Source organism: Burkholderia pseudomultivorans, assembly GCF_902499075.1.
GTDB classification, from domain to species: domain Bacteria; phylum Pseudomonadota; class Gammaproteobacteria; order Burkholderiales; family Burkholderiaceae; genus Burkholderia; species Burkholderia pseudomultivorans.
The window spans coordinates 17,074-30,727 of the sequence record NZ_CABVPP010000009.1; the positions used below are offsets into that span (position 1 = coordinate 17,074).

The 13,654-nt window shown below is 67.2% G+C and carries 14 protein-coding genes; 4 read left to right on the forward strand and 10 right to left on the reverse strand.

The annotated features are described in order from the left end of the window. Nucleotides 1–48 precede the first annotated feature (48 nt). Complete coding sequence (locus BST28156_RS09005; RefSeq protein WP_174901982.1) at nucleotides 49–1,716, reverse strand: ATP-binding domain-containing protein; 1,668 nt, start codon at nucleotides 1,714–1,716, stop codon at nucleotides 49–51. Nucleotides 1,717–1,843: 127 nt separating this feature from the next. Then, nucleotides 1,844–2,698, reverse strand: a complete 855-nt coding sequence (locus BST28156_RS09010) for a helix-turn-helix domain-containing protein (protein ID WP_060237105.1) — start codon at nucleotides 2,696–2,698, stop codon at nucleotides 1,844–1,846. A 237-nt stretch (nucleotides 2,699–2,935) separates the two neighbouring features. On the opposite strand from BST28156_RS09010, the gene BST28156_RS09015 reads away from it, so the two are divergent. The 3 genes from BST28156_RS09015 (at nucleotide 2,936) to BST28156_RS09025 (ending at nucleotide 5,980) form a co-directional block, all read left to right on the forward strand. Further along, entirely contained in the window at nucleotides 2,936–4,270 is a 1,335-nt protein-coding gene (locus BST28156_RS09015; RefSeq protein ID WP_174901983.1) for an NAD(P)/FAD-dependent oxidoreductase, read from the forward strand. Nucleotides 4,271–4,352: 82 nt separating this feature from the next. Then, a complete protein-coding gene (locus BST28156_RS09020; RefSeq protein ID WP_060237113.1) occupies nucleotides 4,353–5,447 on the forward strand; it encodes a potassium channel family protein in 1,095 nt (364 codons plus the stop codon). Nucleotides 5,448–5,653: 206 nt separating this feature from the next. Beyond that, complete coding sequence (locus tag BST28156_RS09025; RefSeq protein ID WP_174901984.1) at nucleotides 5,654–5,980, forward strand: hypothetical protein; 327 nt, start codon at nucleotides 5,654–5,656, stop codon at nucleotides 5,978–5,980. A gap of 111 nt (nucleotides 5,981–6,091) precedes the next feature. Here the strand turns inward: BST28156_RS09025 and BST28156_RS09030 are convergent, their stop codons facing one another. Together BST28156_RS09030 and BST28156_RS09035 are read right to left on the reverse strand one after the other, a co-directional pair. Beyond that, the gene (locus BST28156_RS09030; RefSeq protein ID WP_174901985.1) at nucleotides 6,092–6,850 is read right to left on the reverse strand and encodes an SDR family oxidoreductase; all 759 of its coding nucleotides are present in this window, start codon (nucleotides 6,848–6,850) and stop codon (nucleotides 6,092–6,094) included. Between the two features lie 97 nt (nucleotides 6,851–6,947). Next, nucleotides 6,948–7,892, reverse strand: a complete 945-nt coding sequence (locus tag BST28156_RS09035; RefSeq protein ID WP_174901986.1) for a LysR family transcriptional regulator — start codon at nucleotides 7,890–7,892, stop codon at nucleotides 6,948–6,950. 174 nt (nucleotides 7,893–8,066) lie between these two features. Between BST28156_RS09035 and BST28156_RS09040 the strand changes: the two genes are divergently transcribed. Beyond that, entirely contained in the window at nucleotides 8,067–9,281 is a 1,215-nt protein-coding gene (locus tag BST28156_RS09040) for an FAD-dependent monooxygenase (protein WP_174901987.1), read from the forward strand. An 88-nt stretch (nucleotides 9,282–9,369) separates the two neighbouring features. Here the strand turns inward: BST28156_RS09040 and BST28156_RS09045 are convergent, their stop codons facing one another. The 6 genes from BST28156_RS09045 to BST28156_RS09070 all read right to left on the reverse strand — a co-directional run bounded on the left by BST28156_RS09045 (nucleotide 9,370) and on the right by BST28156_RS09070 (nucleotide 13,563). Then, on the reverse strand, nucleotides 9,370–10,401 hold the full coding sequence (locus BST28156_RS09045) for a 4-hydroxyphenylpyruvate dioxygenase family protein (protein ID WP_174901988.1): 1,032 nt from the start codon (nucleotides 10,399–10,401) through the stop codon (nucleotides 9,370–9,372). Nucleotides 10,402–10,455: 54 nt separating this feature from the next. Continuing rightward, nucleotides 10,456–10,872 carry a RidA family protein gene (locus BST28156_RS09050; RefSeq protein WP_174901989.1) on the reverse strand — a complete coding sequence of 139 codons (417 nt, stop codon included), beginning with the start codon at nucleotides 10,870–10,872 and terminating at the stop codon, nucleotides 10,456–10,458. A gap of 98 nt (nucleotides 10,873–10,970) precedes the next feature. After that, nucleotides 10,971–11,645, reverse strand: a complete 675-nt coding sequence (locus BST28156_RS09055; protein ID WP_174901990.1) for a Crp/Fnr family transcriptional regulator — start codon at nucleotides 11,643–11,645, stop codon at nucleotides 10,971–10,973. 46 nt (nucleotides 11,646–11,691) lie between these two features. Further along, on the reverse strand, nucleotides 11,692–12,609 hold the full coding sequence (locus BST28156_RS09060; protein WP_174901991.1) for an NAD-dependent epimerase/dehydratase family protein: 918 nt from the start codon (nucleotides 12,607–12,609) through the stop codon (nucleotides 11,692–11,694). Nucleotides 12,610–12,668: 59 nt separating this feature from the next. After that, a complete protein-coding gene (locus tag BST28156_RS09065) occupies nucleotides 12,669–13,124 on the reverse strand; it encodes a carboxymuconolactone decarboxylase family protein (protein WP_174901992.1) in 456 nt (151 codons plus the stop codon). A gap of 22 nt (nucleotides 13,125–13,146) precedes the next feature. Further along, nucleotides 13,147–13,563: a cupin domain-containing protein gene (locus BST28156_RS09070; protein WP_174901993.1), complete on the reverse strand. Its 417-nt coding sequence runs from the start codon at nucleotides 13,561–13,563 to the stop codon at nucleotides 13,147–13,149. Nucleotides 13,564–13,654 lie beyond the last annotated feature (91 nt).

Genomic DNA, 13,654 nt, shown 5'->3' on the forward strand with positions numbered 1-13,654 from the left:
CGCGGAACGTCGCGCCGGCGTCGCGGCCACCCGCGCGGGCCGCCCGTGTCAGCCGGTCGCGAGCTGCGCGGCCGCGCGCGACGACGCGACCAGCAGCAGCTTCATCGTCGCGCGCGTCGCGCCGACGAACAGCTTGCGCGCGGCGCGCGCATCGAGCGTGTCGAAGTCGATCTCGGTGAGGATCACGCACGGCGCCGACTGCCCCTTGAAGCGATAGATCGAATCGAGCAGCACGTCGCCTTCGCGATATTCGGGGTTGCCGAACAGGTCGTACTTGCCGGTGAAGCGCTTGATCCGGTGCGGGCCGAGCTGATCGAGCGACGCGAGCACCGAGTTCTCGCGGCCGCGATACGACAGCACCGCGATGTCCTGCTTGCGAAAGCCGAGCGACAGCGCGTGCGTGATCGCGCGCTTGGTGGCGTCGATGCACGCTTGCGCGAGCGCGTCGTCCGACGCGCCGGCTTCGCCGTAAGCCGATACCGACGGATCGGAGCCGTCGAACGGGCTGCCCGAGCGCAGCTCGGCCGCGAGCGGTTCGACGCGGCCGACGATATCGCGCACGAATTCGAGCAGGTCGCGCGGGCTGCGGTAGTTGGTGAGCGCCTTCAGCGTGACCCAGCCCGGCAGCGCGACCGGTTCGCGCATGTAGAGGTTCTGCAACGGATCCTCGAGCCACCACCAGGCGCCGTCCGGCGCGAGCAGGCGCTCGAGCGCGACCGCCCACGGCGCGTGGAAATCCTGCCCTTCGTCCACGATCAGCACGTCGACGTGCCAGCGTTCGGAAACCGGGGTTTGCGCGAAGCGCGCCTCGAGCCGCTCGAATGCGCCGGGCGTCTGGAAGTCCGGCACGTCACCGCTGTCGCGCGCAACCCAGTCGCACAGCTGGTGATAGTTCGCGATCTTCGCGCCGGGCGGCGCGATGCGCGCGATGTAGTCGGCGAGCGGCCGGTTGAAGCAGACGTACAGCACGCGCTTGCCGGCCGCGACCGCATCCCGCATCGCCTGCACTGCCAGCTGCGTCTTGCCCGAACCGGCGGTGCCCGTCACGCGCAGCCGGAACGGCGCGAATTCGAGCTGGCGCGCCCATGCGGCAAGGCCGCCCGACAGCCGCGTGACGAGCGTGCCGGCCTGCCCGACGAGCGCGCTCGTATCGGGCGTGAGCGCGAGTTCGTCTGCGAGGAAATGATGGAGTTTCGCCGCGTTCGGCAGGCTTTCGTCGTCTTCGGGCAGGATCTGCAGGATCACCTGCGCGAGCTGCGCCTTGCGCGACGCATCGACGATGCGCTCGGCCGCGACGCCCGCGATCGCGGCCTGGCGAATCGCGTAGTCGGGGCAGTACAGCAGCGCCTCGACGCCGTAGATGCCCGCGCCGAGCGCGGCCGTCAGCCGGCGGTGCAGCGTTTCCTGCGTGCGCGCGAGCTGGATCGCGACGTTGCGCTCGGTCTGCAGATAGACCTTTACCAGCCCCTTCGGCGTTTCGCGCAGGAAGCCGGCCTTCTGTTCGATCAGCAGCACGCGGCCGGCCGGGCTCACGACCACGAACGCCGCTTCGCCGAATACCGAGAACGCCTGCTCGGCGCGCGTCCAGTGCACGCCGTGATAGACGGTGTAGCCGTCCGGCAGCGCGTGTTCGAGTGCGGCGAGCGTTTCGCGCTCGCGTTCGGCCGCGCCGGTCGCGGCGAGGCTTTTCCAGTCGTCGGGGATGAGGCGGGCCATGGCGTCGGGCGGCGGATGCCGGCGTGGGCGTGAACGGGTCCGGCTATTGTACTGAGGAACCCGTTCGCGACCGCGGCGCCGCGTGGGCCTGGCCTTGGCTCTGGCCGTCGGGCGCGACGCGCGGCGTTTAGCCGCGCGCGAGCCGTTTCGCGAGATCGGCGCTGAGAATCGCCATGCGTGCGGGTTTTTCGTAGCAGACGACGTCGAACGCGCGGATCACTTCGCTGATGTCCGCTTCGCTCGCGCGCCCGGTGAGCAGGTCGCCGGTCAGCACGAAGATCGGTGCGCCGGGATTGTCGGACGTACGCACGGCCTTGATCGCGGTCGCGGCAGTGCAGTCGTCGAACAGCCATTCGGTGACGACTGCGTCGAATGCCTGGCCTTGCAGCGCGTCGACGAACGCGGTGATGCCGTCGAACGACGCCGTCGCGAAACCCTGCCGTTCCAGATAGCGGCACAGCTCGGTCGCGCTGACGCGATCGGGATCGATCACGGCGACGACGAGCTTGTCGCTTTCCGCGCGGCGCGGGTAGATTTCGATCTTGTGCACGTCGTACGCGTTCTGGTACAGCACGCCCGTGTGGCGCAGCACGCGCCAGCGGCCGTTCTGTTCGTACGCGACGAATTCGGGACGCGCGCCGGCTTCGAGCGGCGCGCCGATCCATGCGGTGCACGGAATTTCGGCGACGCCTGCGTACAGCACCGCGTCCTGCGAATACGCGCCGACCATGCCGGGGTCGAGCGTCTGCGCGCCGAACAGCTGGGCGGCGGGCTCGCCGTATGCCTCGGCGACTTTCTTGATCTGCGCGAGCGTCCAGGGGCTGCTGCCGCGCAGTTTGCGGTGACCTTGCGAGAAGCTCAGGTCGAGGATGCGGCAGAGTTCGGTGGTCTGCTGGCGCTTGCCGATGCCGTGGCGAGTCATTAGCTCGCGCACACGCTCGGCAACCGCGAGGGAATCCGTGGTGATTGCTTCAGTGGTCATGCTACGGGAACGGATCGGGTCGATTCGGATGACGTTCAGAACGACGCCTTGCGGCGGGTCTCGGCGGACAGTCTTGACGATGTCCAATGGCGAGCCGACCGGCCACGCGCGGAAAAGATAACTTTACCGCAAAATGGCGTCCGTTCCTTGTCGCGATCGGTGCGTTTCTGTGAAAGGTGTATCTCGACGTTACCGCGCAGCACGCACTGGCCGTGCATTAACACCCAAAGAGAAATAATGACGACAACCTATCCTTTGCACGACGCGTTGACGCGCGCCGATACGCCGTTCCCGGACCAAGCCGACGTCGTGATCGCCGGGGCCGGCATCATGGGCTGTGCAGCCGCGTACTACCTGGGTTTGCGTGGCCTGAAGGCCGTCGTGCTCGACAAGTCGCGAATTGCCGGACAGCAGTCGACGCGCGCGTGGGGCTTCGTCCGGCAGCAGGGTCGCGAATCCGCCGAAGTGCCGCTGATGATGGCCGGCATGCGCATCTGGGAGCGATTAGAGGAAACGCTCGGTTTCGATCTCGAATGGCGGCAGGGCGGCTGTCTCTATATTGCGGACAACGAAACGGACTGGACGTCGTTCCAGGCCTGGCTTGCCGTCGCGCGCGAGCACGGGCTCGATACGCGCACGCTGACGCGCGCGCAGATCGACGAGCGCGTGCGCGGGCTGTCGACGCAGGCGCGCACGCTCGGCGGCTTGTACACCGCGACCGACGGGCAGGCCGAACCGCGACGCGTGGCGGCCGCATTCGCCGCGCGTGCGGCCGAGGCCGGCGCACGGTTTTTCGAAGGCTGCGGCGTGACGGCGATCGAGACGGCCGGCGGCGCGGTGATCGGCGTCGCGACCGAGCGCGGCACGATCCGCACGCGACGCGTGATCTGCGCGGCCGGCGCGACGAGTTTCCGGCTGCTCGACGGCGTCGGTATCCGCCTGCCGCAGCAGGCAGTGCGCGGCACCTGCATGCGCACCAACGTGGTGCCTCCGATATCGGCGTCGACGATCTGGGGGCATGGCCTCGGCATCCGGCAGCGCGAGAACGGCGCGATCAATCTCGCCGACGACATGCAGGTCGACGTCGACCTGACGCTCGGCCACCTGCGCGGCTTGAGCGTGTTCTGGCCGGAGTTCTGGTCGCAGCGCGAGAAATTCCGTCTGCACCTGAACGCCGCCGCATGGCGCGACGCGCTTGCACGCATCGGCGGCGGGCTCGGTCCGATCGAGCCGCGCGATCCGCAGCCGCAGCCGAATCGCGCGCATGCGCCGCGCGCGCTCACGAAGCTGAAGCGGATGTTTCCCGCGCTGAAGGAGGTGCAGATCGTCGAGGCATGGGCCGGCCTGATCGACGTGCTGCCCGACGGCATTCCGGTGATCGATGCGCCGGGCACGCCGTCGGGGCTCGCGATCGCGACGGGGTTCTGCGGTCACGGTTTCGCGATGGGGCCGATCATCGGCCGGCTGCTGGCCGAATGGATCGACACGGGCGCGCCGTCGCTCGATCTGTCGGCGTTCCGCGCGCACCGTTTCGTCGACGGGACGATGGTGCGTCCGCGCAGCATGCTGTAGCGGACAAACCGGCTTCATGGCGCCGGCCGGACCGTGTATTCCCGTCGTAGAATCGAGCCCGCATCCTTCAGGAGAATCCCCGTTGGCAACGCCCTCCGCCCAGCGTCGTTCGTTGCGTTCCCGCCTGCGTCGCGCGCGTAATCCGTGGCAGGCGCCGCGCGCACGCACGCTGTTCACGCGCCCCGCGACGTCGCCGCGGCGCACGCTGCTGTTCCGTCTCGGCATGGTCGTGCTGCTGTGTGCGCTTGCGTTCCTCGTGCTGTATCTCGATCGCAGCGGCCTGCGTGATTCGACGAAGGACACGCCGATGACCATCGCCGATCTCGTCTATTTCACGATGGTCACGGTCGCGACGGTCGGCTATGGCGACATCGTGCCGGTCACCGCGCGGGCGCGGCTGATCGATGCGTTCTTCATCGTGCCGATCCGGATCGGCATCTGGTTCATTTTCCTGGGCACGGCGTATCAGTTCGTGATCCAGCGCGTCGTCGAGGAATTCCGCATGAAACGTCTGCAAAAGCAATTGTCCGATCACATCGTCGTGTGCGGTTACGGGCTGTCGGGCTCGATCGCCGTGCGCGAGCTGCTTGAAAGCGGCGTCGATCCGTCGACGATCATCGTGATCGACGCACAGCAGCAGGCGCTCGAAGCCGCGACCTCGCTCGGCGTGACGGGGCTGCTCGGCGATCCCGCGCACGAGGACTTGCTGCAGCAGGCGCAGGTGCGCGCGGCGAAGGCCGTGATCATCTCGGTGACCGACGATCCGACCGCGATCCTGTTGACGCTGTCGGTGCGCAGCATCGCACCGGACACGAAGATCGTCGTGCGGATCCAGGAGAACCTGTATCAGCGGCAACTGCGGCAGGCGGGGGCGGACGTGATCGTATCGTCGACGAAGATCGGCGCGCTGCTGCTCGCGGATGCGGTGCACAGCCGCTATATCGTGCCGTTCGTCAACGACATGCTGTCGACGCGCGGGCGCGCGACGCTGCTGGAGCGCGAGGCGCTGCCGCACGAGATCGGCTGCATGACGAACGTCGTGCCGGGCGCGATCGTCGTCGGGCTGGATCGATGCGGGAAGATCCAGTCGTTCTACGAGGATCCGCCTTGCCGGATCGAGGCGGGGGATACGCTGGTGGTGATTCAGTCGGCGAGGATTCCGGATGGGGATGTTTGAGCGGTTTTTTTTAAAAAGCCGGCTGAATTCCCGAGGCCGTATCGTCGAAAAGGCGGGCTTCACGACCATTTCGAAATCGTTTGACGCGTTCGGTCGGACAATTTCGTATCACTCTCAAGTTTTCTCTCCATATGCCGATACTCCGGGGCTGGGCAGCCGAATGACGGCTGCTCGAAATAACCCGTTCAATTCGATAAGGAGAAGAAATGAGTATCGCAAGCGACGACGCCGTTCGGGGGAGCGGTGGACTGATGTCACTTGGCAAGGCTTTCGGGTTTTACGTCGGAGCCGTGGTTGCGTTGATTGCCGGTGCGGTGATAGCTGCCGTAAGCAAGGCATCGATCGTCTACTTTGTCGTTTATTTTGCCTGCGGTATTTTCCTGAACCGTACGGTGTTGCGAAATTTGATTACGTTTCATCCGGTCTATAACACGCTGCACAACGTATTCTCGACCAAAGTCCGCGCGCTGCTATTCTGGCCGATTTCCTATCTTGTCCTGATTGGCAAGATTGCGGTAGTCCGCGCGATCTGAGCAGGCGCTGCCGGAGGCGGCGCGGTTTCGCGCATCCGATCTCGCGATGTCGACGCTCGACAACGCGTCCAGGGGGTAAATAACGGGCGCGGTCGTGCCGCGCCCGCAAACCTACCCGCGCCCCACAAACGGCATCGCCGTCGCCATGATCGTCATGTTCAGGATGTTCGCGTCCAGCGGCAGGCTGGCCATCTGCACGACCGCGTTCGCGACATGCGCGACGTCCATGCGCGCCTCGGGCGCCATGCTGCCGTCCGCCTGCGGCACGCCTTGCGTCATCCGTTCCGTGAGCGGGGTCGCCGCGTTGCCGATGTCGATCTGACCGCAGGCGATGTTGTACGCGCGGCCGTCCAGCGCCAGCGATCGCGTGATCCCGGTCACCGCATGCTTGGTGGCCGTGTACGCGATCGTCTCGGGGCGCGGCGAGTACGCCGAGATCGAACCGTTGTTGATGATCCGGCCGCCCTGCGGCGTCTGCGCCTTCATGATGCGCCAGGCGGCCCGCGCGCAGAGGAACACGCCGGTCAGGTTGGTCGCGACCACGGCGTTCCAGACGTCGAGTTCGTATGCGTCGAGGGAAGCGGGCGGTGCGTTGCGTCCGGCATTGTTGAAGAGCACGTCGAGCCGGCCGAACTGCTGTGCGATCTGCGCAAACGCGCGGTCGACCGACGCTTCGTCGGTGACGTCGGCGGGAAACACGTGCGCGTCGCCGCCCGCGGCGCGGATCGCTTCCTGCGTTTCGCACAACGGCGCTTCCGTACGCCCGATCAGCGCGACGGTGAATCCCGCGCCGGCGAGCGCGACAGCCGCTGCACGGCCGATGCCGGATCCGGCGCCCGTGACGGCTGCAAATTTCTTCGAGACAGACATGGCTTGATTTCCTGCTGGTTGAAGGGGGGCAGCGCAGACGCACAGGCGATGTCGTCGCAAGGCTCCGTCGCCTGTTCACGCGACATCGTACACGTGCCTATTTCTTTCGCGCCGGTGCGGATTTCCGCTGCCGCGCGCCGGTGTCCGCAAATAGCTCGACCACCACGTCCCGCAGCCAGCGGTTGCCCTCGTCCTGATTGACTCGCGCATGCCACAGCATATGGATCGGTGCGCCGGGCAGTGTCACCGGCAGCGCGCGCCAGCCTAGCGAAAACGGCGCCGCCAGTTGCAGCGCGAGATGCTCCGGCACCGTCGCGATCAGGTCGGTGCGTTGCAGGATGTAGCCGACGCTCATGAAATGCGGCACCGTCAGCCGCACGTTGCGCGTGACGCGACGCCGCTTCAGCCATTCGTCCACCTGTCCATGGCCGGTCCCGGCCGATACCACGACCAGATGCCCGGCGTCGCGCCACGCGTCGAGCGTGAGCGGCGCGGCCTCGAGCGGATGGCCGCGCCGAAACAGGCACACATACCGTTGATCGAACAGCCGGCGCTGATAGAACCCGCCCTGCAGTTGCGGCAGCAGCCCGATCGCGAGGTCGACGCGGCCGTCGGCCATTTCGTCGCTCAGGTTCACGCTGGTGTTGCGCACCGTGTTCAGCACGATGCCGGGCGCCGCGTGCGCGACGCGTTCCAGCAACGCGGGCAGGAACACGACTTCGCCGATATCGGTCATGCCGATCGTGATCGTGCGCGCGGCGTGCCGCGGGTCGAAGCCCGTCTCGGGATTGAGCGCGGCGTGCAGCGTCGCGAGTGCGTGCGAAACGGGCTCCGCCAGCCGCAGCGCGAACGGCGTCGGTACGACGCCGCCCGGTCCGCGCACGAACAGCGGATCGCCGAGCCGCCGGCGCAGCTTCGCGAGCGCGTTGCTGACGCCCGGCTGGCTCATGTTCATCTGCTCGGCGACGGTCGACACGCGCCGCTCCTGCATCAGACGCTGGAAAAGCAGCAGCAGGTTGAGGTCGAGGTCGCTCAGTTCCATGGGTTGACGTGGCTCCCGATCATTTCATTCAGTGATGAAGCGGATTCATTCCATTTTATTGTGGGATGAAACCCCGCTCCCGACAATACCGGTACGGCGCCTGCATTCGACACGACCGCCGCGCCCGCCGCACCCCGCGGACCCCACAACCTGAATCTCGGAGACACCTTCATCATGCAGACGAATCTGACGATTGCGATCGTCGGCGCCGGCATCGGCGGCCTGACGCTGGCGCTCGCGCTGCGCGAGCGCGGCATCGACGCGCAGCTCTATGAACAGACCGGCGAGTTGCGCGAGGTCGGTGCGGCCGTCGCGCTGTCGGCCAACGCGACGCGCTTCTACGAACGCCTGGGATTGCGTCCGCAGTTCGACGCGGTGTGCGCGGAGATTCCGGCTCTCGTCTATCGCGACGGGCGCAGCGGCGCGGTGATCGGCCATCATCGCGGCGAGCCGAGCTATCGCCGGCAGTTCGGCGGCGCATACTGGGGCGTGCATCGCGCCGATCTGCAGGCCGTGCTGTCGAAAGCGGTCGGCCTCGACTGCATCCATCTCGGCCATCGTCTGGTCGATCTCGCGCAACATCCGGATCGCGTCACGCTGAGTTTCGACAACGGCCGGCGCGTCGACGCGGATCTCGTGATCGGCGCGGACGGCGCGCGCTCGATCACGCGGCGCTGGATGCTCGGCTACGACGACGTGCTGTATTCGGGCTGCTCGGGGTTTCGCGGCGTGGTGCCGGCCGGGCGCATGGACCTGCTGCCGGATCCCGAGACCATCCAGTTCTGGGTCGGGCCGCACGGGCATCTGCTGCACTATCCGATCGGCGACAACGGCGACCAGAATTTCCTGCTGGTCGAGCGTCATCCTTCGCCGTGGCCGTCGCGCGACTGGGTCATGCCGGCAGAGGAGGGCGAGCAGCTGCGCCTGTTCCGGGACTGGCACCCGGCGGTGGTGCAGATGATTACCGCGGTGCCGATCAGCCAGCGCTGGGGCCTGTTCCATCGGCCGCCGCTCGGCCGCTGGAGCCGCGGGCGCGTGACGCTGATCGGCGATGCCGCGCATGCGCTGGTGCCGCACCACGGGCAGGGCGCGAACCAGTCGATCGAGGATGCGGTCGTGCTGGCGGCGCAACTGGCGAAGGCGGGGCCCGGCAATTGGCGCGAAGCGCAGGAAGCGTACGAGCGGCTGCGCCGCGGTCGCACGCGCAAGGTGCAGTACGCATCGATCTCAGCCGCCGACGTGCTGCATCTGCCCGACGGGCCGGCCGCGCAGGCGCGCAATGCGCGTCTCGCCGAGCGCGACAGCGTGCTGCATCATCTCGACTGGATTCACGACTTCGACGCGCTCGAACAGGAGCCGAGCGAGCGGCAGGGCGGGACGTGGCTGTGAGCCGCTGCGCTCCGTCGGTAACGCGGGCCCGGGCGGCATGCGTCCAGCCCGCCATGCGCGCCACCGAAGCGCATGCGCGGCGCGGCCGTCATCGCTGCGCGCCGCGCGCCTGCTGATCGTGCTCCTGCGCTTCGAACAGCGCCTTGAAGTTGCCTTCGCCGAAGCCATCCTCGCCGCGTCGCTCGATGATTTCGAAGAAGACCGGGCCGATCTGGCGCCGGGTGAAGCGCTGGAGCAGCACGCGCGCCGGATCTTTCCCGTCGACCAGAATGCCGCGTCCGGCCAGCCGGCGTACGTCGAGGCGATGGCCGGGCAGGCGTGCGTCGATGCCCTCGTAATAGCCTGGCGGCGGCGCGGCCATGAATGCGATGCCGGCCGCCGTCAGCGCGTCGATCGTCGCCTCGATGTCGGCGCTCAGCAGCGCGATGTGCTGGATGCCTTCTCCGCCGTAGTCGCGAATGAACTCGTCGTTCTGGTTCAGCACGCCGGGCTGGTCATGCGCGGCGGCCGCGACCGGAATCGATACGCGTCCGCATGGGCTGACCATCGAACGCGCGCGCATCCCTGACCGATGTCCCTTGATCTCCAGATACTGCCGCTCGTCGAAGCCGAAGGTATCGCGGTAGAAATCCGCCCACCGGTCGAGATTGTCGGGGCGGACGATATTGGATGCGTGATCGACGGCGACGATATGCGCGTCGCCGGCCGGCGTCTGGCGCGACTCGGGCGGCAGGCGGAAGGTGTTGCGGATATCGGTGTCGACGAAGTACACGAGGCTGTCGCCGATCCCGAGGATGGTCGGCGTATCGACGGCGAACGCGCCTTCGCTGTCGGGCTGCGCGATGCGGGCGCCGCCTGCCAGCGCCTGCGCCTGTGCGAGGTGCGCGTCGTCGACGCGAATGCCGATGGCCCGCACCGACGCGCGATGCCGCGTGCGAAACGCATTCGGCTGGCCGTTCACGACGAACGCGGCGGCGCCCTGCGTCATCAGGACCATGCCCTGTTTCGAGCGGCCGTCAACGCGAAAGCCGAAGCGTTCGAACAGCTCGACGAGTTCGGCGGGCGCCGACGAGACGAATTCGACGAACGCGAAACCGTCCGTCATGACTGAGCGATTCATGTCGAAGTCCTGAATGAATGGATGGGAGGCGCGCGACGATGCGCAAGGCTGCGGTTACGCGTCGCGCGTCGACGCGACGACCTTGATCTCGACGATGAGTTCGGGACGTGCGAGCGCGGCAACGCCGAGGATCGTCCAGGCGGGAAAATCCGCGCGCACGTAGCGCTCCTTGACCGCACGAAATGTCGCGAGATGGGTGCTCAAATCGACGTGATAGGACACCAGCTCGACGACGTCCGAGAAATCCAGGCCGAGATGCGCGAGGATCGCGTCGACCCGCCTGAACGCGGCGTCGATCTGTTCGGCGGGCGACTCGGGAATCGAGCCGTCGGCGCGCAGGCCGATCTGCCCGGCGATGAAGACGAGGCCGTGCGCCGTGACCGCCGGCGAATACTGGAACAGGTCGAACACGCGGTTGCCGCCGAAGGTCGGATCGTCGTCGGGGAGGCGCAGCCGTTTGATGCCGTTCATGACTTCTCCTTCTCGTGGTGGGCGGTGTCCTGCAGCGGACAGCCGATGCCCGGACTCTACCGGCGCGCGGGAGGGAAGTCTGTATAGGCGTTTACAAATCAGTCGAGCAGCCGGGACGGATCGATCACGCGGATGCGGCGTTGCCGGATCTCGATCGCGCCGATGTCGGCGAGCCGCTTCAGCGCGCGCGTGACGGTCACCCGCGTGGCGCCCGTCATCGCCGCGATCTGCTCGTGCGTAAGCGCGATCGTGATCAGCGTGTGGTCGTCGTGTTTCTCGCCGTACAGGTCGGACAGCCTGACGAGCAGCTCGCGGATGCGCATCTCCGGCTTGGGAAGCGCGAGGTACTGGATGCGCGACGCGAGGATGCGTTGCTTGAGCGCGATCACGCGCAGCAGCGACATCGCCAGTTCGGGGTGCGACGGAATCGCGCCCTCGATGATCCGGATGTCGAATTCGAGCAGCTCGGCATCCTCGACCGCGATCGCCGTCGCGATGCGCGGATGGCCGTCGATCGCCGGGCTTTCGCCGAACATCGACCAGCGTCCCATCACCTCGAGAATGAATTCGGCGCCGTCGTTCTGGAAGATGGACACCTGCACGCGGCCCGACAGCAGGAAATAGAACGTGAAGCCGAGTTCGCCCTGCCGGTAGATCGTGGCGCCCTTGTGGTATTTCCTGCGGCGGCCGAGATGCGCCGCACGGATCCAGGTGCCGGCCGTGGCGTCGTCCATGTGCCAGGTTTCGGTCGTCGGCGTGTCGTGTGATTTCATGCGCGATGTTCGTGATGGGCGGCCGGTTCCGCCGGCGCCCCCCATCCTACGCCGCGCCGGGTTTCCAGAGAAGCGGCCGCGGCGCGAACCCCAGTTGCGCCTTGGCCCGCGCATTCGACGCACCGGTCAGCCGCGTATGGTAGTAGACCGCTTCTTCGCCGGCCGACTTCAGCGCGTCGGCGATGTCGACGCGCGGCGGCGTCGGCGCGTCGATCCAGCGCGCAAAGGCGGGCATCCATTCGGCGACGGGCAGCGGATCGTCGTCGACGATGTTGTAGCGGCCGGGCTCGGCGTTCAGCGACGCGACGGTTGCCGCGATCGCGTCGTCGATATGGACGAACGACCAGACGGCGTTGCCGGCGCCGATGATCGCCGCTGCGCCGTCGCGCATCTGTTCCGCGATGGCGCCGTCGGGGCGATACCAGGTGCCCGGGCCGTAGAAGAATCCATAGCGCAGCACGACGCCCGCAATGGACGGCGACGCGAGCACCTCGTTTTCGTATTCGCCGATCGTGCGCGCGCTGTCGCCGATTTCGCCGGGCGCGTCGTAGCGAAGCGGGGCCGTTTCGTCGGCCAGCGTCCCGTCCGGCGCATCGAGATAGAACCCGCGCGACTGCATGATGTAGCGGCCGACGCCGAGCGCGCGGGCCGCGGCGAGCAGGTTGGCGCCGCCTTCGCGATGCAGGCGCGTGTCGTTGGGCATCGACTTGATGATGTCGGCCGGGTTGGCCGGCAGCCAGGTCAACTGGTCGATCACGACGTCCGGTGCGGCGGCCTCGATCGCGGCATGCACGGCCTGCGCATCGAACGCGTCGGCGCACGACACCTGCGCGCCGAGCTCGCGCAGCCGATCGACGCCCGCGCCCGCGCGCGTCATCCCGCTGACCTGATGACCGAGCGCACGCAGCACGCGCACGAGCGGCAGTCCCACGGCGCCTGTCGCGCCGGCAATGAAAATCTTCATGTGGGTTTCTCCTGTCGGCGGCGCCGCGTTTCGGCGCCGCATGATTCGGCCGCGCGGCCTCAGGTCTGTTGCGCGGCCTGCGGCGTGTTCCGGAAGCTGATCGCCATCCGGTTGTACGCATTCATCAGACTGATGGCGATCGTCAGGTCGACGAGTTCACGCTCGTCGAATGCGGCGCGCGCCGCGTCGTACGCCGCGTCGGGCACGCCGGTTTCGGCGACGCGTGTGACCGATTCGGCCCACGCCAGCGCCGCGCGCTCGCGCGCATCGAACAGCGCGCCGGCCTCGGACCACGCCTGCACCAGCGCGAGCTTTTCGATCGACACGCCTTTCTTCAGCAGTTCGCGCGTATGCATGTCGAGGCAGTACGCGCAGTTGTTGATCTGCGATACGCGCAGGTAGGCCAGTTCGACGAGCGCCGGCGCAAGGCCGCTCTGCATCACATAGCCGTAGACGCCGCCGAGGGCTTTCACGCCGGCCGGCGCGATCGTGTTGTAGTCGAGACGCTTGCTCATGACGGATGCTCCGGTAGGCGGTTTATTTGACGGGGGTGGTCAGTGCGTTGTCGCCGGTGTCGACGACGAACACGGCAAGCAGCTTGGCCGGCTCGGTACGGCTGGCGTTGCGGCTCACGCGGTGGAACGCGCCGGGCGTTTCGAAGAAGCTCTCGCCGGCGTGGTAGACGCGCTTCGGGCCATCGTCGACTTGCGACTCGATGGCGCCCGACACGACATACGCATAGATGAACGCCGACCGGGCGTGCGTGTGCGGCGGCGATGCGCCGCCGGGCGCATAGTCGACTTCCACGGCGACCAGCGACTTGCCGGGAAGGTTCGGGATGACGTGCTGGAAATTGGGCACGACGGTTTCGCCGTCGCCATGCGCGAACGCGGGTGTCGCGATGGCGAGCGCGAGGGCGGCGCCCGCGGCGCCGAGCAGGGATCGAAGGTTCATGACACGGGTTCTCCTTGGAACACGTGCATTGTGGGTCCGCGCTGGGTCAGTAGAAAGCACCAGGAACGAACATTTTTTATGTACCATGACG

What these genes read in the sequence shown, in the direction of transcription:
- BST28156_RS09005 (WP_174901982.1), bottom strand. Translation starts at nt 1,716, where the DNA reads ATGGCCCGCCTCATCCCCGACGACTGGAAAAGCCTCGCCGCGACCGGC.
- BST28156_RS09010 (WP_060237105.1), bottom strand. Translation starts at nt 2,698, where the DNA reads ATGACCACTGAAGCAATCACCACGGATTCCCTCGCGGTTGCCGAGCGT.
- BST28156_RS09015 (WP_174901983.1), top strand. Translation starts at nt 2,936, where the DNA reads ATGACGACAACCTATCCTTTGCACGACGCGTTGACGCGCGCCGATACG.
- BST28156_RS09025 (WP_174901984.1), top strand. Translation starts at nt 5,654, where the DNA reads ATGAGTATCGCAAGCGACGACGCCGTTCGGGGGAGCGGTGGACTGATG.
- BST28156_RS09030 (WP_174901985.1), bottom strand. Translation starts at nt 6,850, where the DNA reads ATGTCTGTCTCGAAGAAATTTGCAGCCGTCACGGGCGCCGGATCCGGC.
- BST28156_RS09035 (WP_174901986.1), bottom strand. Translation starts at nt 7,892, where the DNA reads ATGGAACTGAGCGACCTCGACCTCAACCTGCTGCTGCTTTTCCAGCGT.
- BST28156_RS09040 (WP_174901987.1), top strand. Translation starts at nt 8,067, where the DNA reads ATGCAGACGAATCTGACGATTGCGATCGTCGGCGCCGGCATCGGCGGC.
- BST28156_RS09045 (WP_174901988.1), bottom strand. Translation starts at nt 10,401, where the DNA reads ATGAATCGCTCAGTCATGACGGACGGTTTCGCGTTCGTCGAATTCGTC.
- BST28156_RS09050 (WP_174901989.1), bottom strand. Translation starts at nt 10,872, where the DNA reads ATGAACGGCATCAAACGGCTGCGCCTCCCCGACGACGATCCGACCTTC.
- BST28156_RS09055 (WP_174901990.1), bottom strand. Translation starts at nt 11,645, where the DNA reads ATGAAATCACACGACACGCCGACGACCGAAACCTGGCACATGGACGAC.
- BST28156_RS09060 (WP_174901991.1), bottom strand. Translation starts at nt 12,609, where the DNA reads ATGAAGATTTTCATTGCCGGCGCGACAGGCGCCGTGGGACTGCCGCTC.
- BST28156_RS09065 (WP_174901992.1), bottom strand. Translation starts at nt 13,124, where the DNA reads ATGAGCAAGCGTCTCGACTACAACACGATCGCGCCGGCCGGCGTGAAA.
- BST28156_RS09070 (WP_174901993.1), bottom strand. Translation starts at nt 13,563, where the DNA reads ATGAACCTTCGATCCCTGCTCGGCGCCGCGGGCGCCGCCCTCGCGCTC.